The organism is Pseudomonas sp. c313 (genome assembly GCF_055407145.1).
In genome coordinates, this window is sequence record NZ_JBUZRD010000005.1 from 305,617 (window position 1) to 329,521 (window position 23,905).

At 57.9% G+C, this 23,905-nt stretch carries 18 protein-coding genes; 10 read left to right on the forward strand and 8 right to left on the reverse strand.

Annotation, left to right across the window (positions count from 1 at the left end):
- The first annotated feature begins 67 nt into the window (after window positions 1-67).
- The 3 genes from ACZRKZ_RS17655 to ACZRKZ_RS17665 are packed head-to-tail and all read left to right on the forward strand — an operon-like array spanning window position 68 to window position 3,020.
- Entirely contained in the window at window positions 68-502 is a 435-nt protein-coding gene (locus tag ACZRKZ_RS17655) for a hypothetical protein (RefSeq protein WP_463982263.1), read from the forward strand.
- Entirely contained in the window at window positions 499-1,986 is a 1,488-nt protein-coding gene (locus ACZRKZ_RS17660; protein WP_463982264.1) for an ATPase domain-containing protein, read from the forward strand. The genes ACZRKZ_RS17655 and ACZRKZ_RS17660 overlap by 4 nt, the downstream gene beginning before the upstream one ends.
- Window positions 1,983-3,020: a sensor histidine kinase gene (locus tag ACZRKZ_RS17665; protein ID WP_463982265.1), complete on the forward strand. Its 1,038-nt coding sequence runs from the start codon at window positions 1,983-1,985 to the stop codon at window positions 3,018-3,020. The genes ACZRKZ_RS17660 and ACZRKZ_RS17665 overlap by 4 nt, the downstream gene beginning before the upstream one ends.
- 44 nt (window positions 3,021-3,064) lie before the next feature.
- Here ACZRKZ_RS17665 and ACZRKZ_RS17670 read toward each other — a convergent pair whose 3' ends face one another.
- Genes ACZRKZ_RS17670 through napE form a run of 5 tightly spaced genes read right to left on the reverse strand, consistent with a single transcriptional unit; the run spans window position 3,065 to window position 7,122 of the window.
- Entirely contained in the window at window positions 3,065-3,661 is a 597-nt protein-coding gene (locus ACZRKZ_RS17670) for a cytochrome c3 family protein (RefSeq protein ID WP_133103418.1), read from the reverse strand.
- A gap of 9 nt (window positions 3,662-3,670) precedes the next feature.
- The gene (locus tag ACZRKZ_RS17675; protein WP_133103417.1) at window positions 3,671-4,156 is read right to left on the reverse strand and encodes a nitrate reductase cytochrome c-type subunit; all 486 of its coding nucleotides are present in this window, start codon (window positions 4,154-4,156) and stop codon (window positions 3,671-3,673) included.
- A gap of 11 nt (window positions 4,157-4,167) precedes the next feature.
- Entirely contained in the window at window positions 4,168-6,672 is a 2,505-nt protein-coding gene (napA, locus tag ACZRKZ_RS17680; RefSeq protein WP_463982266.1) for a nitrate reductase catalytic subunit NapA, read from the reverse strand.
- Window positions 6,669-6,929, reverse strand: a complete 261-nt coding sequence (locus ACZRKZ_RS17685) for a chaperone NapD (protein ID WP_133103415.1) — start codon at window positions 6,927-6,929, stop codon at window positions 6,669-6,671. The genes napA and ACZRKZ_RS17685 overlap by 4 nt, the downstream gene beginning before the upstream one ends.
- 34 nt (window positions 6,930-6,963) lie before the next feature.
- Complete coding sequence (gene napE / locus ACZRKZ_RS17690) at window positions 6,964-7,122, reverse strand: periplasmic nitrate reductase, NapE protein (protein WP_133103414.1); 159 nt, start codon at window positions 7,120-7,122, stop codon at window positions 6,964-6,966.
- A 326-nt stretch (window positions 7,123-7,448) separates the two neighbouring features.
- Here napE and ACZRKZ_RS17695 point away from each other — a divergent pair, with 326 nt between their 5' ends.
- The 7 genes from ACZRKZ_RS17695 to ACZRKZ_RS17725 all read left to right on the forward strand — a co-directional run bounded on the left by ACZRKZ_RS17695 (window position 7,449) and on the right by ACZRKZ_RS17725 (window position 18,717).
- Window positions 7,449-10,895 carry a PLL family lectin gene (locus tag ACZRKZ_RS17695; protein WP_463982267.1) on the forward strand — a complete coding sequence of 1,149 codons (3,447 nt, stop codon included), beginning with the start codon at window positions 7,449-7,451 and terminating at the stop codon, window positions 10,893-10,895.
- A 17-nt stretch (window positions 10,896-10,912) separates the two neighbouring features.
- A complete protein-coding gene (locus tag ACZRKZ_RS17700) occupies window positions 10,913-12,085 on the forward strand; it encodes a hypothetical protein (protein WP_463982268.1) in 1,173 nt (390 codons plus the stop codon).
- 20 nt (window positions 12,086-12,105) lie between these two features.
- The gene (locus tag ACZRKZ_RS17705) at window positions 12,106-13,152 is read left to right on the forward strand and encodes a hypothetical protein (protein WP_463982269.1); all 1,047 of its coding nucleotides are present in this window, start codon (window positions 12,106-12,108) and stop codon (window positions 13,150-13,152) included.
- Between the two features lie 259 nt (window positions 13,153-13,411).
- On the forward strand, window positions 13,412-14,434 hold the full coding sequence (locus ACZRKZ_RS17710; RefSeq protein WP_463982270.1) for a helix-turn-helix transcriptional regulator: 1,023 nt from the start codon (window positions 13,412-13,414) through the stop codon (window positions 14,432-14,434).
- Window positions 14,435-14,637: 203 nt separating this feature from the next.
- Entirely contained in the window at window positions 14,638-16,380 is a 1,743-nt protein-coding gene (locus tag ACZRKZ_RS17715) for an amidohydrolase (RefSeq protein ID WP_463982271.1), read from the forward strand.
- Between the two features lie 102 nt (window positions 16,381-16,482).
- Entirely contained in the window at window positions 16,483-17,259 is a 777-nt protein-coding gene (locus ACZRKZ_RS17720; RefSeq protein ID WP_463982272.1) for a TorF family putative porin, read from the forward strand.
- Between the two features lie 42 nt (window positions 17,260-17,301).
- Window positions 17,302-18,717, forward strand: a complete 1,416-nt coding sequence (locus ACZRKZ_RS17725; RefSeq protein ID WP_463982273.1) for a purine-cytosine permease family protein — start codon at window positions 17,302-17,304, stop codon at window positions 18,715-18,717.
- Between the two features lie 338 nt (window positions 18,718-19,055).
- Here ACZRKZ_RS17725 and ACZRKZ_RS17730 read toward each other — a convergent pair whose 3' ends face one another.
- From ACZRKZ_RS17730 to ACZRKZ_RS17740, 3 genes are all read right to left on the reverse strand, one after another.
- On the reverse strand, window positions 19,056-20,768 hold the full coding sequence (locus ACZRKZ_RS17730; RefSeq protein WP_463982274.1) for a peptidoglycan D,D-transpeptidase FtsI family protein: 1,713 nt from the start codon (window positions 20,766-20,768) through the stop codon (window positions 19,056-19,058).
- Between the two features lie 319 nt (window positions 20,769-21,087).
- A complete protein-coding gene (locus ACZRKZ_RS17735) occupies window positions 21,088-22,254 on the reverse strand; it encodes a cystathionine gamma-synthase (protein WP_463982275.1) in 1,167 nt (388 codons plus the stop codon).
- Window positions 22,251-23,627, reverse strand: coding sequence for a pyridoxal-phosphate dependent enzyme (locus ACZRKZ_RS17740; RefSeq protein ID WP_463982276.1), 1,377 nt, complete (start codon window positions 23,625-23,627; stop codon window positions 22,251-22,253). Before ACZRKZ_RS17740 ends, ACZRKZ_RS17735 begins: the two co-directional genes overlap by 4 nt.
- Window positions 23,628-23,905: the final 278 nt, after the last annotated feature.

Genomic DNA, 23,905 nt, shown 5'->3' on the forward strand with positions numbered 1-23,905 from the left:
AGACTGCGTCTCGGTAACTCGATATAGGGTGTACCATCGGGCTCTGTCCATCAGATATTAGGCAGTCATGCCCACGCTAAGCGAAGAGAGCCGCCAGATCGTAGCTTCTCTGGCGCACCGTGTTGGTCCCAACGCTGACATTGCAAGAATCGCCGAGGCGATCATTTCGATATTGCAGGATATGGACGCAGCACTCACGCCTATCATCGGCCAACTAGGGGTTGTCGCGCTGTATCGCCGCAGTTTCCATCTGTGCGCCTCTACCCATCCCCGACTGGCCCGCACTTATGACAGCGCGCAGGCCGCGCTTGATCTGGTTGCCCTCAAATCCGTACTGGTCGAACAAAGCGAAGTCGATGCACTGTTTTTCGGTGAAGTGCTGCTGACGACGTTTTACGAGTTACTGACCTCGCTGATCGGGCCCTCGCTCACCGCCCGTTTGCTTCGTGGTGTGTGGGAACCCTCTTTGAGCGACACCCCTTCGCAGGAAAAATCGCCATGAGCACCAAAGTGACTATCAACCGTCTGGCCACCGGTGTGCCAGGATTGGACGAGGTGCTGGGCGGAGGATTGCCGGAGTTTTCGTTCAACCTGATCGCCGGCCCCCCTGGCTGCGGCAAGACCACCCTGGCGCATCAGATGATGTTTGCCCTTGCGACGCCTGAACGCCCCGCGCTGTTCTTTACCGTACTCGGCGAGCCGCCGCTGAAGATGTTGCGTTATCAGCAGCAGTTCGACTTTTTCGACAGCGAAGCGATCAACCAATCGATTCGCTATATCAACCTGGCCGACGACACCCTGGCTGGGAATCTGGACGAGGTATTGCGGCGTATCGTCAGCGAGGTGGAGGCTCACTCTCCGTCGCTGGTGTTTGTCGATTCGTTCCGTTCGGTAGTGCTGGCCAGCCAGACTCAGGACAATCCCAACAACAACCTGCCGCAGTTCGTTCAGCAGTTGGGCATGTTGATGACTTCCTGGCAGGCGACGACCTTCCTGATTGGTGAATACTTCACCGAAACCGATACGAACCCGATTTTTACCGTGGCCGACGGCCTGATCTGGCTGCGTCAGAGTGTTGAGCGCAACTCGATGGTGCGCAAGATGGAAATCATGAAAATGCGTGGCCAGCCGACATTGCCTGGCCTGCACACCTTTCGCATTGCAACTTCCGGGATCAAGGTTTTTGCACCCGCAGTACTCAGCCCGATTGAAACGCCGCTGAAGTTCCCGATCAATCGCCTGAGCATAGGCGTGCCGAAGGTTGACGAGATGCTCGGCGGCGGCCTGCCTAGAGGTTATTCGTTGCTGGTGGCCGGCCCGTCGGGTTCAGGCAAAAGTATTCTGGCGGCGACCTTCCTGGCTGAAGGCGCGCGCAATGGCGAAACCGGTGTGATCGCGGTATTCGAACAACGCCCCAACCACTCGCAAAACACCACGTTGGCCAATTTGATCAAGAGCGGCCAGGTAGGCTTGGTGGATAGCCGGGCACCGGACTTATCCATTGACGAAATCGTCCACTTGCTGATTAGCGAGATCGGTCGACTGAAAGCTACCCGTGTGGTGATCGACTCGCTGTCGGGCTTTGAGCTGGCGTTGGCGCCAACCTTCCGTGAAGACTTCCGTGAGTCGCTGTCGCGCATGGTCACCGCGTTGACCCGTGCCGGGGTCAGCGTGTTGATGACCTCGGAGCTGGAAGACCGCTACACCGACCTGCGTTTTAGTCCTTACGGCACAGCGTTTCTCACCGACGCGATCATCGTCCAGCGCTATATTGAAGTACAGAGCCGCTTGTTGCGGATCATGGCCGTGGTTAAGGTGCGCGCCAGCGCCCACTCCGATGAGTTGCGCCAGTATCACATCGACGATAATGGCCTACAGGTCGGCGAGATGCTGCCGGATCAGGAGGGCCTGCTCGGTGGTCGACCAACAAAACGGAGTTCAGGGGCGGTACGCACAGGAGATAAATTGTTTGAGCCTGACGCATGAGTAAAGTCGACGACAAGAATGGGAGTGAGGTGGCCAATGCCGCTCACGAACTCTTTCTGCTTGGCCAAAAAACTGTTGAAGCACGCGCCATATTGGCAGCCCTGCAGAAACAGTTGAGCGACGCCAGCAGTCGGCTGGTGGATACCCAGCAGGTCGAGCAAGTGATCGAGGCCAATCAGCAGTTGGTGCTGGCAATGCTCCTGGCGCAATCAGACGCGGTAACACCCCCTCGCATGGAGGAGCAGCGTTTGTACCAGGAGCTACGCGAGGCAAACGCGCAACTGGTCATCGCTGCGCTCAGCGCTCAAGACCTTCAGGCTACTGCCGAGCGTGCGCTGAACCAGCAGAAAAGCATACTTGCGATGGTGGCCCATGAGCTGCGAAACCCACTAACACCCATCAGCATGATTGCAGAACGTATGGTACGACTGCCTAGCGATCAACTGCCGCGGATGCGTGAGTTGATCGAGAGCCAGGTACAGCATATTTCACAGTTGGTCGACGATCTGCTCGATGTTTCCCGCGTCAGCACTGGCAAGTTGCGAATCAATCGCTGCGATGTCGACATGATGCAAATCCTGAGTGGCGCTATTGATGCGTGTGGCCCTGTGATGGTTGCGCAAAAGCAGCATTTCGACGCCCATCTTCCCGATGGCGTCTTGATGGTGAATGGTGACCCAGGACGCCTCGCTCAGATTCTCCACAATCTTCTGGCCAATGCGGCCAAATACACGCCAGCCAACGGCAGAATCAAGCTGTCTGTAACCGTAGAGACCGACGTTTTGAGGATAAGTATTTCCGACAATGGAATCGGCGTTACGGCTAAAGCACTCCCTTTTATTTTTGACCCTTATGTTCAAGACGCACACGCCATAGGTTTCAACGGGGCCGGCTTGGGTATTGGGTTGACCGTAGTTCGGGAGCTGGTCGAAGCTCATGGTGGCACTGTGACCGGCATGAGCGAGGGGGACGGTAAAGGAAGCGAGTTTGTGGTGACGCTACCGCTTCTGACCGAATACGCCGGGCGGACCTAACCCGCGTCGTCCACTCCTGGCCAGATCAGCCGCGCAGACAGGTGTTACCAGCCTTTCACTCCGCTCATATCCGGCAGCTTGTGAGCGATGCCCTTGTGGCAGTCGATGCAGGTGGCCTCACCGCTGGCCAGAGACGTCGAGTGCATGGCCGCGGCGCGCTTGCTCTGGCGGGTGAAGTCCATGAAGTCGAAGTTGTGGCAGTTGCGGCACTCGCGAGAGTCGTTGGCCTTGAGCCTGGCCCACTCATGTTCGGCCAGTTCGCGACGCAGGGTAAGAAATTTGTCGCGCGTATCAATGGTGCCGAAAATTTTGCCCCACACCTCCTTCGAAGCCTGCATCTTGCGCGCAATTTTATGGGGCCATTCGTGGGGGACGTGGCAGTCTGGGCAACTGGCGCGCACGCCGGAACGGTTGGTGTAGTGGATCGTGTCTTTCAACTCGACGAATACGTTGTCCCGCATCTCATGACAGGAGATGCAGAATTTCTCGGTATTGCTCAGCTCAAGCGCGGTATTGAATCCGCCCCAGAAAATGATCCCGGCAACAAACCCCCCAAGCGTTAGAAAGCCCAGGCTGTAGTAGATGCTCGGACGACACAGGATGCCCCAGTAATCCTTAAGCAGGGCGAACAGTGCTTTCATGTTGCCTCCTCAGGGTTTCTGCGCAGCGTTGGCGTCGTCCTGCAGTATTTTGTCGATGGTCTCGAAGCTGTTGCCCACCAGGGGTTGCACGTCTTTTTGCGTCACGTGGCATTGGTTACAGAAGTACCGACGCGGTGAAACCGCCGCCAGCGCCTGGCCGTCGCGGTCCATGTAGTGGGTGATGCTGATCATCGTCGCCTGGCTCCGCGCGCTGTTGGCACGGCTGTGACAGGAAAGGCATTTGTTGCCGTTTTTGTCGATCTGATAACCGCGAATGCTGTGGGGGATGGTGGGAGGCTGGTCCGGGTAATTGCGTTCGCGCTTCAGGTCCTTGTTTTCATCGTTGGCAATGGGCGGGGCCGGCATGCTTTGAGTCAAGGTGCCGCCGGGTCGGCGCCCATCCGGCCCGGACGCATCGAGGGGGTAGTCGATTTCTGCAGCGATCACCACGCCAATCGCGGCGAGCAGGAGCAACGGCAGGATTCGAAAAGGCATGACGATTCTCCTCAGGCCACGCTGACCAACTCAATTCGTATCGCGCATTTTTTGTAGTCGGTTTGCTTGGATATCGGGTCGGTGGCATCGAGCGTGACCTTGTTGATCAACTTATTGGCATCGAAAAACGGCACAAATACCAGCCCTTGAGGGGGTTTGTTACGCCCGCGGGTTTCGATGCGCGCACGGATTTCACCGCGCCGGCTGATCAATTTCACTTCACTGCCTCGCCGTGCCTTCAATGCCTTGGCATCTTCGGGGTGCATGTAGACCAGCGCGTCCGGCACCGCTTTGTACAGTTCCTCGACGCGTTGGGTCATGGTGCCGGTGTGCCAGTGTTCGAGGACGCGCCCGGTGCTCAGCCAGAACGGATAGTCGGCATCCGGGGCTTCGGCTGACGGCTCGTAGGGGAGGGCGAAGATGATCGCCTTCTTGTCGGGGTAGCCGTAGAACTGCACCTCGCTGCCTTTCTCCACGTAGGGGTCCAGCCCCTCGCGGTAACGCCAGCGGGTTTCCTTGCCGTCGACCACCGGCCAGCGCAGACCCCGTTCGCTGTGGTAGCGATCGAATGTGGCAAGGTCATGACCATGGCCGCGACCGAACTGGGCGTACTCTTCGAACAAGCCTTTTTGCAGGTAGAAGCCAAAGGCTTGGGCTTCATCGTTTTTGTATCCGGCTTCCATTTGCTCGACCGGGAACTGGTCGACCTGGCCATTCTTGTACAGCACCTCGAACAGGGTCTTGCCCTTGTGCTCAGGCGCCTTGGCCAGTAACTCGGCGGGCCAGGTTTCATCGGTGGTGAAACGCTTGGAAAACTCCAGCAATTGCCACAGGTCCGACTTGGCGTCTCCCGGCGCGGTCACCAACTGATGCCAGAATTGCGTACGCCGTTCGGCGTTGCCAAAGGCGCCTTCCTTTTCCACCCACATGGCGCTGGGCAGGATCAGGTCGGCGGCTTGAGCAGAAACGGTGGGGTAGACATCGGAGACAATCACGAAGTTATCCGGGTTGCGCCAACCCGGCAGGACCTCCTGCATGATGTTTGGCCCAGCGTGCATATTGTTACTGGCCAGGGTCCAGTAAACGTTGAGCACGCCGTCCTTGAGCATGCGGCTCTGTTCTACCGCGTGAAAACCAGGCTTCTCCTGAATGGTGCCAGCGGGCAGTTTCCAGATTTTTTCGGCGATGGCGCGGTGCTTGGGGTTGGTCACGACCAGATCGGCGGGCAACCGGTGGGAGAACGTCCCGACCTCGCGCGCCGTTCCACAGGCCGACGGCTGTCCGGTCAACGAGAAAGGGCTGTTGCCCGGCTCGCTGATCTTGCCCGTGAGCAGGTGGATGTTGTAGATCAGGTTGTTGGCCCAGACGCCGCGGGTGTGCTGGTTGAACCCCATGGTCCAGAACGACACGATCTTGCGCTTGGGGTCGGCATACAGCTCGGCCAGGGCCTTGAGCCGTTCAGCTGGAACTCCGGTTTCCCTGGCGGTTCGCTCCAGGGTGTAAGGCTTGACGAAGGCGGCATACTGCTCGAAGGAAATATCAGTCCAGGTGTTGGCCTTGCCGGCATTTTTTGCCTTCATTTCCCGTGGGTCGTCAGGGCGCAGGCCGTAGCCGATGTCGTCAGCGCCTTTGGCGAACCGGGTGTGTTTAGTGATGAAGTCCTGGTTCACCGCGCCGCTTTCAATGATGTGATTGGCGATGTAGTTGAGGATCATCAGGTCGGTTTGCGGCTTGAACACCATGGGGATGTCGGCCAGCTCGAAACTGCGGTGCTCGAAGGTGGACAGCACCGCCACTTTCACGTGAGGCTGGCTCAGGCGCCGGTCGGTGACCCTGCTCCAGAGCACCGGGTGCATCTCAGCCATGTTCGAGCCCCAGAGCACGAAGGCGTCGGTGGCTTCGATGTCGTCGTAGCACCCCATAGGCTCATCCATGCCAAAGGTTCGCATGAAGCCCATCACCGCCGAGGCCATGCAGTGCCGGGCGTTGGGGTCGATGTTGTTACTGCGAAAACCGCCCTTCATCAGCTTGTTGGCGGCATAGCCTTCCCACACGGTCCATTGCCCCGAGCCGAACATGCCTACCGATTCGGGACCTTTGCTCTTCAAGGCTTCCTTGAATTTCACTTCCATGATGTCGAAGGCCTTCTCCCAGCTGATTGGCTGGAATTCGCCCTGCTTGTCGTACTGGCCATTCGTCATGCGTAAAAGCGGTTGGGTCAGGCGATCGACGCCATACATGATCTTTGAAAGAAAATAGCCTTTCACGCAGTTCAGCCCGCGATTGACCTCTGCCTTGACGTCGCCATGGGTGGCGACCACCCGGTTATCCCTGGTTGCGACCATCACGCTGCAACCGGTGCCGCAGAAACGGCACGGCGCCTTGTTCCAGTCCAGGGTGACCATGTCCGCTTCAGTCACCAGGTTACTGGCGGTGGTAAAAAACGGCAGGCCGGCAGCGGCGGCTGCAATAGCGGCGGCCTGGGCCTTGGTGAACTCGCGGCGCGTCATGCTCATTCGATATCTCCTGCGGGGTCGAGGAGTTCGTGATAGATCAACGCGGCGTTGAGTACGCCCGGCATGCTGTTGATCTGTTCGATCCGTTGCAGGATCTGGTTTTCGTGTGTGGCCTCAAGTACCACCACCAGTTTTCCGGCAGCACTTTCCTGATGCAACTCCAGGCCGTCCAACAGGCGCAGGTTTGCTTTAACCGCGTCAAAATATTCAGGCCGGGCAAGTACTACCAGGCTGGCGATATGCAGAGCTTCGTCCATGCGCTGGCTCCAGGAAACTTCAGGAGAGGTGCTGTCAGCTGGGTGGCCCGTAGAGCATTTGGGAAAACCAGATGATGAAACCGTAACTGCCGACGATAGCGACTGACAGCAACGGAAAGAGGCAGGCGACGAGAAAGACGAACAGCCGGGTCTCCTTGCGGCGCTCAGATTTTCGTTCTTTATCCAGTGACATGGAGCGATCTCCAGCCGAACTTGCATTGATACTAGATCACGAGATTTTGGAGAGGCCCCTGTCATGATCTTTCTCGACCGACGGTTAACCTTCATGCCTCGGTGCGAACCACGTAAAGGCCATGTGCGAGCACTCACGTCCTGGCCGTGCAGGACCGAGAAGGCCGGCAAGGATCGACATACGGGTCATTCCAAAATGATATTACGTAATTTCTGATGCTTACTACTATCTCCAGCGATGGATCAATCACTGGAGCAATCATGGACAGATTATCGTCAATCTCATCGTCTCAAACGGCCGTTACGGTCGTTCCTGAATCCAGATTCATGCAGAACTATCGCATCGCCAGTGCCGTTCACGGTGGCAGCTCGGCGTCGGCGATCATGAACGGGAACGGCGACGTGGAGCTGTTTACCAGCGGTACCGATACGCTGGTCTGGAATATCTACCCCGACCCCGCCAGCGAAACCGCCAGCTCTTCCACTCAGACGGGACTGGCCGGCGAGGTGATTGCGACAGGGCTGACACCGTCGGGCAATATCGTGTTGTTCGTCGCCCAGGGCACCAACCTGTTGTACACCGTCGAACAGCCGCAATCGAAGAGTCGCTGGTCGCCGGCAAAAATGATTGATGTGCCGCTGCCGTCCAAGGCCCAGCGCATTGCGAAAATTTCCACGGCGCAGATTGGCAACAAGCTGTACATCGGTGTGCTGGTCGAGGCCGTCGGCAGTGTCGGTATCATCTACAACCTCAGTTGGGGGGTCTGGGACGCCAATGCGCCTGTTGCGCTCAACCGCACGACCTTGCAGCTTCAGACCCTGAACGCGGTCTGGACCGGCAATGCCGACGCCAACGTGGCCTTCAGCGTCTACGACACAGTCATCTTGCAGTACGTGATCAGCTCCGGGCAGCTGGTTCGGCCAAAGATTGCCGCGAACTTTCGCAGTCTCGACGTGGCCGCCACGACGGACTCAGCGGGCAACACCCAGGTCCTGGCGATCCTTGCCGATGGCAACGCCTACACCTTGGTCGGTGGCGGCGCGCAACCGTTCAGTTGGGCACAGGTGAGTATCGGTGCGTCCTTCAAGCAGGTCTCCTTGCTGCCCTCCCGCCCGTTGCTTAATGGCCTGTTGCTGGGGGCGGACAACACGCTGCATCACACCGTGCAATCCAGCCAGGCCACCGCCGGCTGGCTACCACCGGCGCCCGTGTACAAGGGCGTCCAGTCGTTTTGCGCAACGCTGGATGAGGATGGCCTGGAGGTGTTTGCCCTCAAGGCGCAGCAAAACACCGTGACGCATCTTACGAGGGACAGCCAGAGCACCAACTGGGAAATCGCCGCGCTGGAGATTCAGGCCAGTGGCAGCATCGAGGATTTCCCTTCGTACAGCACCGATGTGGCGTTGTTCAGCCAGTTAGGAACACCGCTGGTGGAAACACCTGTCCAAGTCTGGACAGCCGAAGCCTCGCGCCTGTCGATCAACGGCAGTGTGTATTACGTTACGCCCCGGCGCCCCATCCGGGTGCTGACCAACAGTGCCGGGGTCTTGTCCATCGCCCAGCAGACTGGCGCGCTGGCAATCCCGTCGGTGCTGATCAATGTGCCGAGCCTGATGTCGCCGGGCGAGTCCATCGAGATTCGCCAGAATGCCGATGTGCAGGATTCGTTGAGCAAGACCACCGGCAGCGAGTTGATGAATGCCAAGCTGGCAAACGGCAAGCCCTTGTTGACGGATCAGTACCGTAAACCGGACACCGCCAATGCGGTGGCCGAAGCCGTATCTCGCAGCATGAACCTGGCAGCCCCGGCGTTTCTTCTGGCACAGGTCGGGACCCCTTATCTGGATGCCCGCAGGCCCAGGGCGGGAGTTGCGCTGCACACCGAAAACGGCGCCCATCAGGCGCTCAACCTCGCGGCCATGCCGGAGCAGCATTGGCAGCTGTCAGTGAAAAACGGCGGGCTGGTATTTACCGACCTGTCGGCGGATTCGGCGCTTGGCACCTTGCTGACTCTGCGCAGTAGCGCCGTCTCGGCGGGCTTTTTCGATTGGCTGGAAGACATCGGGGATTTCATCAGCGGGGTCGCCGAGGGCATCATCCAGGTGGTCGACTATGTCGTCAGTAAAGTGGTGGGCGGGATTCAAGCAGCTTTCCACTTTATCGTCGACGGCGTGACGTATCTGTTCGAAACACTTATCGACACGGTGGAGAAGGCTTTCGATCTAGCCGAGGCGGTGTTCGCGGCTGTCCAGGTGTTCTTCCAGGAGCTGTATGAGTGGCTGGCATTCCTGTTTAACTGGAATGACATTTTGCGCACCCACGATGCGCTGGCCCACGTCATCAACACCGGGTTCGACTTTCTCGCAGGCGCCACGGGTGGTATCCAGAGCAATGTCGACAAGGGTATCAATACGTTACAAGGGCAGTTGCAACAATGGTTCGAGCAGGCCAGGAGCACGATTGCCGGCAGCCACAGCCTGGGCGGCTATGAACGGGCCAATACGCCGGACGATCCGACCACCAGCAAGTCGGTGGCCAACAACATTGTCTACAACGGACTGGTGAACAACGCGCCTTCCGCGTCGTCGTCCCAAGGCACCTTCCTTCTGGCCAACGAGTTGGGAGATCCGCTCAGTGACTTCATCGCCAAGCTCTCAAGTCTGGTGGATTTCACCGAGTCGTCCCAGGCCTTTGCCCAAGCGCTCACCTACATCAAGGACCTGGGAAGCAACCCCGACCAGATTTTCCACAAGTTGCTGGCGGCGCTGATGAGCGTGGTCGAAGGGGTGCTCCAGGCGATCCTGTCCGGTGTTCAGTTGGTGGTCGACGCCATGCTGCAACTGGTACAGAGCTTTGTCACCAGTATCAAGGGCCTGCTCAATGCCGAGTGGAACATTCCGTTTGTCAGTGACCTCTACCGGCTGGTCACCAACGGCTCGAAGCTGACCACGCTGGATCTGGTGGCACTGGTGCTGGCGGTGCCTGGCACGATTCTGTTCAAGGCGCTGAAAAGCGCTGCACCCTTCCCGGACAGTGCCAGCGTTGCTCAATTCAAAACCAGTCTCAACGCGCAACGGCTGCTGGCCGCTACTGGTTTGAGTTCGGTGTCCGGGCGGGCTCGCAACCGGGTGACCGATGATCCGTGGACCGGCTTCCTGCCCAAGGAGATGGCGCTGGTCACCGGTTTGCTTGGGTCCATTTCGTACTTCTTCTATGGGGCACTGACGGCCTTGGGTGACGGGATGCCACCGGAGTCGGCGCCGCCGCCGGTCATTGGCTATGTCGCGTACATGCTGGAGGTGTCGGCGCAACTGTGCAGTTGCCCGTGGATCCTGTCCGCCGGCTCGCCGGGATGCGCGACCGCCGATGGCGCCGGGCGCACGCTGTGGATCTACACCTGGCTCGGCCTGGTGCTGGACGGGGTCTTCCTCGCCCAATGGAAACGCATGCCTGAAAACAAGGACGATATCGGTGTGATCGCCACGTTCATCTACGGCCTGGGCCACCTCGGGGTGGCGATCCCGGCCTCCATTGGTCAAAGCGGTACGACGGTGGCGTTGAATGTCGTGCCCTGCCTTCCGGAAATCTGCAAGCCACTACGTTTGACCAACGTGGTCGCGGCCACCGAGGGCTTTTCCCTCGCGGGGCAAGCGGCCCTGGATGCCATTTGCTACACCTCCACCACCGTCCTCAACATGTTGGCGGTCAATGCTGCAATCAATCCCCCCACCCAGGATGTTGCGCAGACGCGTACCACCATCCTTCCTGCCTGAGTCAAAAGGAGTTTGACATGTTAATTGTCTCTAAAAGCCCAGCTGCGGTAGGCCATGGCCGCCTGCTTCGCGGACCTGCCGCCTTACCGTCGGTTGATGTACAGAGCCTGGCGGCGACCTACAACCAGGGCATCTACATGCGGCCCAACCAGAGCAACGATGGCTCTGTGCCGGCGGGCTCGCCGCTCTCTGCCTGTCCCGACATCTGGATCGCCGGGATGCCAGTGGCCAACTACCAGAGTGCCCTGGCCACCGCGACCAGCTACGCAACCCAGTCCGCCGACAACATCACTCAAGGACGTCCCAATTACATCTACATTCGTGGCAAAAATGGCACCGCCATTCCCTGTACCACCAAGGTCCAGCTATATGGTGTGCCCTGTGCGGCCATCCAGTGGCCGGGCAACTGGGTGAACTTTGCCATCCCCACCGACCAGGATCACCCGGACGGTACGCCGCCGCTCTACGCGTCTTCCATGGTCAATCTGGGGGCCGGCACAATCGGCGTCGCGGCGGACACCTTTGTCTGGGCCAACCCGCAGCCGCCCACCGATGGCAGTAGCCACTATTGCCTGATTACCTGGCTCAATAATGCCAACAACGCGTTCCCGGATGTGTTCACGCAGTTGGACATGTCAGCCCTGGTCACGAACAACCTGCAGTTTGGCTGGCGCAACGTGTCCATGCAGTCTGCCCAGTCGCCGACGATTCAGATCAGCACTCAACTGATCATCCCGGACGATGTCAGCCCCGGCAGCCGGGAGTATTCGCTGCAGGTCACCAACAATGGGTTCGCGGCCAATACCGATGGCCGCGGCTGGACCTTCGACCTCACGTGCAGCCGCACCGATGCCAAGGGCAATCCGATTTCCATCGTCAATACAGCCATGCCTGACGTGGGGCATTTCGCCGGTGTGCGCTGCTGGCTGGAGCCAGGCTACAGCGCCAGCCTCACGTTGAACCTGTATCGCAATAGCGGGCCGGTCTCGCAGCCGGGGGCCTCGATGGATGTCACGCCTTCCTACTACGCAGATGGCACAAAGGCGGAGCTGGAAGAAGCACTGCAACGGGGACTGGTGGATTTTTCGCTGTCCCATGCCTTGCACAGCGCCTATCGCGGCGGCAACAGCGCCGGCATCCGGCCACGGGCTGTGGTGCTGTTGGGCGCTGATGGTCTGCGAATCAAATAATCGAACAAGGAGTTCACGTCATGAGCGAAGCCGTCGTTAATTTATTCAGCCGCAGTACCGCAGGCGCCGAAGACATTTACCTGCGCAACAACCTGGCGTCCAAGGGCAGCGTGCCGTTCTTGCCGCCGTTGGGGCTGTGCCCTGACATCATCCAAAGCGAAACGCCGGTACCGGGATTCGAGGATGAGTTCAGCTCCGTCGACAGTTGGCAGAGGTCCTATAACGTCGAGCCGGCGGGAGGGCGATCCAACTACTATTACGTGCGCGGCATGAATGGTAGCAAGACCACCCCGACCGACTCGTTATCCCTGTATTACAGCCAGGCGCAGGTGTTCATGCTGCCCGCCAGCTTCAAGGGCAACCTGCTGAGTACCGAGTCAGGCGCCGAGGCGTCCGCTGTCACGGCGCCACCGGGGCACATCGGGGTCGGCGAAGAGGCGTTTGTCTGGACCCCGCCACTGGTCAATCGTGACGGTTACTTCAACCTGATCGCCCAGCTCAACAGTGGCAGTCACCCCGACCCCGTACCGCCGGTGAGCAACTGGCTGGACCTGGCGAAACTGATTGGCCAGACCCCGACCTTCGGTTTTCGCAACCAGGCTGTCGTCAGTGGCAACCAGTGGGTGCGTCGTCAGGAGCTGCGGGTTCCGGCCAGCTTCGCCTCGACCGCGATCACCATTACACTGTCCGCCGCCGGCTTGACCGGCACCACCGTCTGCCTGTTGTGCGACACCGTGGCGCCCAATCAGAAGCCGATTGTACTTGGGCCGTTAACCATCCCGGCAGATGGGCAACTGACCGGCGCGCAGTTCACATTACCGGCGGGATATACCGCCAACCTGGCGGTGCAGTTCTGGAACCTGGACAATGTACAGGTTGCGCCAGGCTCCACTCTGCGGGTGACGTTTGGCTATCCGGTCACCACAGGGGCGGAGTTTGAGCGGGCCGTGCAGGAGCAACTCGTCAATCATTCATTCCACGACGAGTTGAGCCAGCCGATCAGTGCATCGATCCAACCCAAGGCCATGGCCATTGTCAGCCAACTGACCTTTACGACAGGGTCATAACGGTCAGGCACGCCCGGCAGAGTGAAGAATGCCCGTATCGTGAGGTATGGGCATTCTTTATGGGGCAGTATTTTTGTGTTGAGGGGCGCAACAGTCAATTGATCACGCCGGATCAGGTGCCGACCTTTGAACAGCACTTTAAATAGTGTCAAAAGGGCGCGTGGCTCGGCCACCTCCAGCTTCACCGGTCTGGACGCGATTGCTCTGCCTATGGCAAGGTCGAAAAATAACAGGCCATATAACTGCTGAGACCAGAACAATGTTGGGGGGTGATGAGTACGGAGCAAGGGCGTCGATGGGAACGCTGAAAGCATTCAATCTTTGTGTGCTCCAGCTTGCTCGTCTCGCTCGAGAGCGTGGGGGGTCTTATTTCATTGCAGACGGCCTGCAGGTATTTCGCCAACTGGTGCCTTTCGCTTCCGCATGGTGGGGCGAGATGTCTGTGTCAGATGCCAGTATTCCCCCAAAAAGCTGGATGCACGGGCGCATTGATCTGCCCGAGTCGTTTGCCGCCGAATGGCACAAGGTAGCGAGCAGTGACAGCTTCTCCCATGACACGTTGACTCAACCAGGTGAGGTCGTACGCGCAAGTGAGTACACCGACCCCTGCGAGGAGGTGAACGAGTTTGCACGGCGCCACGATCTTTACCACTTGATGTGCATCACCTTCGAGTTGCCCGAAAGCGGCTTGATGTTCTTCGTCTGTCTCTATCGTGGTATGCATGCACCAGCGTTCAATGACAGCGAAGCTGATTTGTTTTCGGCCTTTTGCGACCATCTTTTGCAATTGTGGCGATTCCAGGTGCAAGACATGATCCGGTTCGACACCGACAACGGGGTGACAGACTTCGCAGTCGCGCGTATGGACGGCAGTCTGCTGTACGTGGGGGCAAGGTTGTGCGCAGCAATCCAGCGCGAGTTGCCCGGATGGAATGGCTCAGTCCTTCCCGCAGAGGTGATCGCGCAACTGCAAAAGGCGCCCTGCGTGATACGCCTGGGCCGCTCTGCACTGACACTGTGTCCTAACGCAGAGCATGTGATTCTGTCACTCGAAGCGCAGTCGCGCGGCGCGGTACTTGCACCGCGCGAGCGAACGGTAGCCCTGCTGTTCGCCGCCGGCCATTCCTACAAGGAAATTGCCAAAATCCTTGTGTTGAGTCCTGCGACAGTGCGCACCTATCTGCGCAACTGCTACTTGCAACTCGGCGTCAAGAGCAAGGTAGAGCTCGGTTCGGCCCTGCGATCGCCGACCCCACCTGCGGATGCTACGCGCCGCGATTAACTGCGGCGGCCTGGGCCTTCAATTAATTTCCTCACCCTCCTCATTTGTAGAGGTCCATACGACTCCTGCGCTCTATATGGTGTGCCTTGCATATTGAGGGGTTGTACGGCACAGGCTCATACCCGTGTGAGTCGTAATCGGCGATGCGTAGCGAGGACTCACTCATCTCGTCGCTAGCCCAATAAAAACAATAAGGGGTTTCGATGCAACGATTTATTCCAAGCGTGTTGGCTGCTGCACTGGCCTGTTCCTCGCTGCAAGCCATGGCCGCTGCCGATCTGGTACTCACCAATGGCAAGATATTTACCGGTGTTCCCGGCCAAGGCCTGGTTCAAGCCGTTGCGGTGGAAAACGGCAAAATTCTTGAAGTTGGCACCGATGCACAGATCAACGCACTCGCTGATGCACAAACTCAACGGATCGATCTTGCCGGCAAGGTTTTGATGCCGGGCATGATTGACACCCACAGCCACCCGGTGGTGGCGGCCTTCGACGGTCTGGGGGCCACACTGTTGGACGAAGAAAAACCGTTGCCCGAGCTTGAGCAATGGATCATCGAACAGGATAAAGCCGGTAACGCACGCGCTGGGGACGTCATCGTTATTGCTGGCACCAGTTCGGCCTATTGGGATAAAAGCCGTGACCTGGGCAAGATTTTCAACCAGGGCCGCTGGGCCGACCAGCCGCTGGTGCTGAGCGGTATTGACGGTCACACCGGCTGGGCCAACAACGCCATGCTCAAGCGGGTAAACATCGACGCTGCCAGGGTCAAAGGCCTGCCAGAAAACGAGCGTGCCTATGTGGGCCATGAAAAAGACTTCACTCCCACCGGTTATTTTGCCGAGTCTGTCTGGGACCAGGTACGCAGCCAGATTCCAGCGCCAACCAAAGAAACCATGATGAAGGCCGCCCGCGAAGCGGTGAAAGTCAATAATGGTTATGGCGTCACCGCCTGGATGGATGCCGCGTCGAACGCTGGCGGTTCCGACTCCCTGTTCGACTTCACCGCAACGGAGCAGAGTTACGGCGTACTGCCGTTCTACCGTGAACTGGCAGAGAACGGCGAACTTAGCGCCCACGTCGCCGCCTTGATGCTGACCAACTCCAAGAGCAAGCCGGCTGACCTGGAAGTCCTGGCCAAAGTGGTGAAAAAATTCGAGGGCGTGCCCAATCTGACGTTCCCCGGTATCAAGATATTTGGCGACGGCGTTCTGGAGTTTCCAGGACAGACCGCAGCCGTCATCGTCCCTTACAAGAACAGCAATAAAAACGGGCAGTTGTTGATCGAACCGGAGCATTTTGGCGAACTGGTGGTCGCGGCTGAAAAGCGCGACTGGATCGTGCACGTGCACGCGGTCGGCGACCGTGCCGTACGTGAAGCACTCAACGGCTTTGAATACGCGCGCAAGCTAAATCCTGTGCCAATGGCCCATAGCATCAGCCACCTGCAACTGGTCAATCCAAAAGAGTTCCCGCGCTTCAAGGAACTCGGCGTCATCGCCTCCATGCAACTGCTGTGGGCCACCAGCGAGAGTTATACCGAAGCGCTGGTAAAGCCTTATATCAGCGCGTTTGCCTACGGCTACCAATACCCCGCCAGGTCGCTGCATGACGCGGGCGCAATCATCGCTGGCGCCAGTGACTGGCCGGTGTCGAGCCCCAACCCATGGAGCGCCATTGCCCAGGCCAGCACTCGCAAAGGTCCATTGGGCGTGCTGAATGCCAAGGAAAGCATTGATCGCCAGAGCATGTTCTATGCCTACACCATCAACGCGGCCAAAACCCTGCGTCTGGATAAGCAGATTGGTTCCTTGGAGCCCGGCAAACAGGCTGACCTGATCGTCCTCGATCGGGATGTGTTCAACGTCAGCGACGATGATCTGTACGAAACCAAGGTCCTGAAAACCTTCTTCGCCGGCAAGCAGGTCTACGCCCCCGACGCCTGACCCCTTACGCCAAGCAACCGCCTGACGCCGCTCTCTGCGCGGCGCTGGGCACTGCTGTGCCTGAAATACCCCACAAAACTCCATAACAATAAGAGAAACCCCATGAAAGCACTTTCCATCTTCATGCTGGCCGGTCTCGCCCTGACGCCACTGATAAGCGCCCAGGCGCTGGAACTCAATGACAACTTCGAGCTCATCATCACGCCAGCGCTGACCACTGACTATCGCGTCAGCGGACTCTCGCAAACCCTGGGCGACCCTGCCGCGCAACTGGCGGTAACCCTTAGCCACTCCAGCGGTTTGTACGCCGGCATCTGGACCTCGAATGTCAACTTTGGCTACGGCTCGAAAGCGCGCCAGGAGATCGATTATTTCGCAGGCTACTTCTGGCAGATCAACGACAACATCAGCCTGGACACCTTCTACACGCAGTACGAATTTCCCCGTGAAAGCGGATACAACCAGAGCGACATCCGGACCCTCCTTGATGTGTACGGCGTCCTGCTCGGCGGCAAATACGTCAAGAACATGAAAGGCCCTGACTACGAAGATGAGGAAGGCAACTTCCACAAGGGCAAAAAAGACGAAGACCTGTCTTCGATACTGATCGGCTACCGCACCGTACTGCCCGCCGAGTTTGGCCTGGAAGCACGCTATGAATACGTCGACTATAAGGACGACGTATTTTTCGAGGAGAACGGCAAAAGTCGCGCCGACTACTACAACTGGGAAATCAAACTCAGCCGTGAGTTTGTCGGCGTGAACTGGGCGCTGAGCTATATCGACACCGATCTCTCAAAAGAAGAGTGCTTGAGCTTTACTGGCTTCGATGACACCTGTAACGCTACCGTCGTGGCCAGCGCCAGCAAGACCTTCTAACAACAAAAACACCTGTCTGCCCCTTACAAGGAAAGCACCGTTATGACCAATGCCTGCGATAGTCAGCAGCGAAGTTCCCTGATCGAGACCCGTTCGATCGATTACATTCCCGAGGCCGAGCGCCACGGCAGTCTGTACAGCCAGTTCACCCTGTGGCTCGGCGCCAACCTGCAGATCACGGCGATCGTCACCGGCGCCCTGGCCGTAGTACTGGGCGGCGATGTGTTCTGGTCACTTATCGGCTTGCTGATTGGCCAGCTGTTTGGCGGTGCCGTGGTTGCTTTGCACGCCGCACAAGGGCCCAAGCTTGGATTGCCGCAGATGATCTCCAGTCGCGTGCAGTTTGGCGTCTACGGTGCGGCGATCCCGATTGTGCTGGTGTGCCTGATGTATCTCGGCTTCAGCGCCACCGGCGCGGTCCTGTCGGGGCAGGCCATTGCTCAGTTGATCGATGTCAGCGATAGCACCGGCATCCTGATGTTCTCTGCCAGCATCGCGTTTCTGACCATCTTCGGTTACCGGGTCATCCACCTGGTGGGGAAGGTGGCCAGCGTGCTGGGCATTATTGCCTTTGCCTATCTGTTTACCCGGTTGATAACGCTCAACGATATCGGCCTGTTGCTGGAGAACCGCCACTTCGGCTGGAGTTCCTTCCTGCTGGCGGTGTCGCTCTCCGCGTCCTGGCAGATCGCCTTTGGCCCCTATGTAGCCGACTACTCACGCTACCTGCCGAGCAAGACCTCGTCCTGGAAGACCTTCACCGCCGTCGGCCTTGGCACGGTCGTGGGCGCCCAGGCGTCCATGGTGCTGGGGGTGTTCGCCGCGGCGTTGGCGGGCGCGAATTTCCGCGGTCATGAAGTGGCCACCATCGTCGGCCTGGGCAGTACCGGCGTGATGGCCTCCCTGCTGTACTTGAGCATCATCTTCGGCAAGGTCACGGTGTCGACCCTCAATGCCTACGGCAGCTTCATGTGCATTGCCACCATCCTCAGTGGCTTCAGGAGCCGCCTCGAAATCACCGCCAGACAGCGCATGGTGTTTGTACTGGTGATTGTCGCGGCGTCCACCACCTTCGCCCTGTTGGGCCAGGACTCGTTCCTTAACACCTTCAAGTACTTCATCCTGTTCCTGCTGACCTTCTTCACGCCCTGGAGCGCGATCAACCTGGTGGATTATTACTTCATCAACAAGGGCCGTTATGACATCAAGGCATTGTCCGACCCACAAGGTCGCTACGGTCGCTGGAACGTATTGGGGATCAGCGTGTATGCCGCCGGCGTATTGATTCAACTGCCCTTCGTCGACAGCCACTTCTACTCCGGACCGATGGTCGCGCAGCTCGGCGGTGTGGATATTTCCTGGATTGTGGGGTTAGTGGTACCGGGTGTTCTCTATTACCTGCTGGCCAGGACATCAGTCCAAGCCGTGTCGCCTAAACTCGTAAAGCAGCCTGAATAAAGCACAGGTTGTAAAACTCTCTCGCTGAGGCCAAGGCAAGTGGTGTTACTCGATTATCGGGCAGCGTCGTCGCGGCGGGAGGCTTCCCTGGGGGCTTAGTGGGTATTTTAAGTAGCATTTCTGTTGTGACCGTTTGAAGGGCTGCTTTTGGCTGATTGCTGCCTGTTGTGAAGGGCTACTTTCGGCCAAAAGTAATCAGTCGCCTATCAGAAACTGATTGTTGGAACGATTTGGGATAGGCCCCTTGTCTGCCGACGTGCCCGAAATCGATTCAGTCAGCGTCGCAAGCCGATCTGCATTTCAGGGTGGCTATCACGGTCACTTCAGTCACCATAACTCTAGACCGGGCCGGAACGTTCTGCGCCAACTGAACCTTGAGCGGCTGGCAGAGTTTGACTTTGGTCACTCGGTATATTTCTGATGCGAAGGACATCTTCAAGTACCTCCTTGAAAATCGGTGCTGCAATCGCTCCCCCGAAGTAACCCTTAGCGGTGGGCTCATCCACCAATACAGCCATAATGAACTCAGGTGCGTTGGCCGGAGCGATACCCACGAACATGGCTCTATATTTATTGCTTTGATATCCGCCACTGGATGCCTTGCGTGAGGTTCCGCTTTTACCCGCTATTACATAACCTTTGATTGCTGCGCGCTTTCCGCCTGCTCCAGGTCCATCGACTGCATGCACGAGCATGTCCAGAATACTGTTGGCGACCTCCGGGCTTATGACATTGCGGGGTGGCGGTGCCTCACCTTTGATTATCGATAATGGAACCAGGTTTCCATTATTTGCAAAGACGGTATAAGCCTGAGCCAGTTGAGCCAAGTTGACCGACAAACTGTATCCGTATGAAAGGCTAGCTGTGGCGATATCTGACCATGCCCTCTTGGTTGGAACAGTCCCAACACTTTCCCCTGGAAAGTAGACCGAGGTGTTATTTCCGAATCCCAGCTCAATCAGCAATCGAGAAATGACTGCTCCACCTGTCGGAATCGCGACCTTGCTCATGCCGACATTTGACGAGCGGCGGATGATGCCCGGCAGGTCTAACTGATTGTCCCTACCCACATCTCGAATCGTATACCCATTAATTTTTACGAAGCCTGGTGCTATTTGAATGATGGCATTTTTGTCAACTATGCCAGCGGTCAGAACGGCGGCCATACTGAATGGCTTTATCACGGATCCCGGTTCATATACGTCAGTAAATACGCGGTTTCGAATGACGTCCGCACTAAAGCTTTTACGTGCATTGGGATTGAATGAGGGCATCGTGGATAATGCTAATATCTCTCCTGTTTTGGCGTGTATAAGAATTGCACTTGCCGACCGGGCTGCATTGTTCTTAAGTCCTTTCAATAGTGCTTTTTCAACGTAGTACTGAAGGGTGGAGTCAATTGTTAAATATAGATCCTCTCCAGGGGTGATGGGCTTGTGCACAAGGATTTCGCTAGTGACTCGCTTGCGTAAATTCAAGGTGAGTTCTTCTAGGCCAGATATGCCTGAAAGTTTATGGTTATACATTAATTCGATACCTTCAATGCCCTTCTGGTCAATGTTGGTGAAGCCTAATGTCTGAGCCAGCATCGAAGACTGCGGGTAAAATCGCTTGTATTCCTGGCGCTCATAGATGCCTGGGATAGATAATTTTATTATCTTCCTTGCGACCTCTGGATCAACCCTTCTGGCTAAATAAGCGAAGGATTTGCCTTGGGTGTTCAATGCCAAATGGCTAATCAGCGAGGCGTCAATATCAAGATGCTCGTTTAATATTACTGCCTGCTGTTTAGTTGGGGTGAATTGTTTAGGATTTACCCACAAGGTGCTGACGGGTGTGGAGACCGCCAAGGGCTGTTTGAATCGATCAAATATAGTGCCGCGGACGGGAACTGTTTCAATCAGTCTCGTTGAGCGTTTGCGGCCTTCGTTATTCAAGAACTCATGAGAAAAAATTGTAAGGTGAGTAATTCTTGCCACAAGTACCATTGAAAGGAAATAAAAAATAGCTAGAATTATCGTAAATCTTGGATTTTGCGCTAGGAGACTCATACAGCTTTCCTGATTTATACGTACGACGAAAAAGCAGCCTAACTAACTTATTACTATTTTGCTTGGTATTATTAAGAAACAGTTTTTCATGAGTTGCGGGAAAATAATTACGGTGAATCAAGAGTGAAATGCAGATATTTCAAACGAGTCTAGTCCCTTGCTACTTCGTAATACCGTACCAGTTCGCAGTAACGGCGCTGATCCCTGCGTTTTTCATACCCTGTTAAAAGACGGTGAGAGAAATCGATGTTTTCGAAGCTGAATGACCGGTTTTGGCCGAAAGCCACCCCCTCAATAAAAGCAGCCTTCACCCCATCCCTCAAATCCGTGCCAGTGCCTGAGCCAAGTCCGCCTGCAAATCCTCAACCGCTTCCACGCCCACCGACAACCGCACTAACCCATCGCCGATGCCCAACTGCGCCCTGGTTTCGGCCGGGATGCTGGCATGGGTCATGATCGCTGGATGTTCGATCAAGCTTTCCACGCCTCCCAGGCTCTCGGCCAAGGCGAAGATCTTGACGTTTTCGAGAAAGCGTCGGGCCCCGGCCAAATCGCTGTTCAGGTCCACCGATATCATCCCGCCGAAGCCGCGCATCTGCCGGCGCGCCAGTTCGTGCTGCGGGTGCGAAGGCAGGCCCGGATAGTAGACGCGTGCCACCTGCGGCTGCTGCTCCAGCCATTGCGCCAGTTCCAGGGCGTTGCTGCAGTGGCGCTCCATGCGCAGCGCCAGGGTCTTGACTCCGCGCAGGGTGAGGAACGCGTCGAAGGGTCCGGCGATGGCGCCCACCGAGTTTTGCAGGAAGCCCAGGCGCTCGGCCAGTTCCGGGTTTTGCCCGACTATCGCGATGCCGCCGATGACGTCGGAGTGGCCGTTAAGGTACTTGGTGGTCGAGTGCACCACGATGTCGAAGCCCAGTTCCAGCGGGCGTTGAATCCACGGGCTGGCGAAGGTGTTATCGGCGACACAGAGGATGCCCCGGTCGCGGCAGATGCGTGAGATGGCGCCAAGGTCGGTGAGGCTCAGCAGGGGATTGCTCGGTGTTTCGACCCAGACCATGCGCGTGTCGGCCTGCAATGACGCTTCGAAAACCGCCAGGTCCGTCAGGTCGACGAAGCTGAAGCGATGCCCGGCGCTGCGTTGGCGCACCTTGTCGAACAGGCGGAAGGTGCCGCCGTACAGGTCATTGCCGGAGACGATATGCGAGCCTGCATCAAGCAGCTCAAGCGCGGTGGAAATCGCCGCCAGCCCGGAAGCAAAGGCGAAGGCCTGGGTGCCGCCCTCAAGGTCGGCCACGCAACGTTCCAGGGCAAAGCGCGTGGGGTTGTGGGAGCGCCCGTAGTCGAAACCCTTGTGCACGCCGGGGCTCTCTTGCAAATAGGTGGAGTTGGCGTAGATCGGCGGCATCAGCGCGCCGGTGGTGGGGTCTGGCGTTTGCCCTGCGTGGATGACGCGGGTGGCGAAGGCGCTTTTATCGTGCTGACTCATGCAAGGGATCTCCGTAAATGATTGAGCAGGTCGACGCGGGTAATCAGGCCATGGAAGCCTGTGGCGTCGGCGATGATTGCCACCAGGCCGCGGTCCAGTTCTGCCTGCAGTTGCGCCAGGCTGGCGCTGGGGGCCAGGGTTTGCAGGGTGTTGGTCATGGCGCTGGCCACGGTCATGTGAAAGTGCGAGGCGTCGTGGTGGATGCCGAGCAAGATGTCTGACTCGTCGATTACGCCTACCAGCCGCTGGCCGTCCACCAGCACCGGCAGTTGCGAAACATCCGCCAGGCGCATGCGCTGAAAGGCGGTGAGCAGAGTGTCGTCCGGGCCTACGCTGATCACCCGGCCATCCTCGAAGCGCCGGGCGATCAGGTCGCGCAGGTCGCCGTAGTGTTTGTACTGCAGCAGCCCCTGATCGTTCATCCATTGGTCGTTGTAGACCTTGGACAGGTAGCGAGTGCCGGTGTCGCAGACGAAGGTCACGACACGCTTGGGCTCGGTTTGCTCGCGGCAGTAGCGCAGCGCGGCGGCGAGGAGGGTGCCTGTGGAGGAACCGCCGAGAATACCTTCGGCGCGCAGCAGTTGGCGGGCATGGTCGAAGCTTTCTTCGTCGCTGATGGAGTAGGCCTGGCGCACACTGGACAGGTCGGCAATCGATGGAATGAAGTCTTCGCCGATGCCTTCTACCGCCCACGAACCTGGTGTGCCGAGGGTGGCGCTGCGACTGTATTCGGCAACCACCGAACCCACCGGATCGGCCAGGACCATGGCCAGGTTCGGTTGCACGCGTTTGAAGAAGCGGGTCAGCCCGGTTAGTGTGCCGGCCGAGCCGACACCGACGACGATAGCGTCCAGGTCATGCTGAGTCTGCGCCCAGATCTCCGGCGCGGTGCTGGTCTCGTGGGCCAGCGGGTTGGCCGGGTTATTGAACTGGTCGGCGAAGAACGCATCGGGAATGCCCAGCGCCATCCGCGCCGCCACGTCCTGGTAGTACTCGGGATGGCCCTTGCCGACGTCGGAACGGGTGATGTGCACCTCGGCGCCCATGGCCTTGAGGTGCAGGACTTTTTCCGTGGACATTTTGTCCGGTACCACCAGCACCACTCGATAGCCCTTGGCCCGTCCCACCAGGGCCAGGCCCAGCCCGGTGTTGCCAGCGGTGGCCTCGACGATAGTGCCGCCGGGTCGCAGCCGACCATCACGTTCGGCGGCATCGATCATCGCCAGGCCGATGCGATCCTTGATCGAGCCGCCGGGGTTCTGGGATTCGAGCTTGAGGAACAGGGTGCACGGGCCAGTATCGAAACGGCTGACACGCACCAGCGGCGTATTACCGATCAGTTCGAGCACCGCGGGGCGGGAATCGTTCGGCATGTCTTCACCTCACTACGGGGGTAATCGTATTGGATCGACAGCAGCCTGCGGGTGGTGGTTGCAGACAATGCACTGTCTGGAACATAGGCCGGTATCGCGCCACCTGCAACCGTATGGGTTCTCCATGCGGCACCGAAAGCAGGCCTCACTGCGTCATTCGGGAGCATTTTCCTGAGCGGTCAACGCTCTTGAACTCCACCAAAACCTTGTCTTAATTGGCTCGAGTGCGTGAAACAAGAATGGTCGGACTAATCCGGACTGCCGACTCATTTACGTGG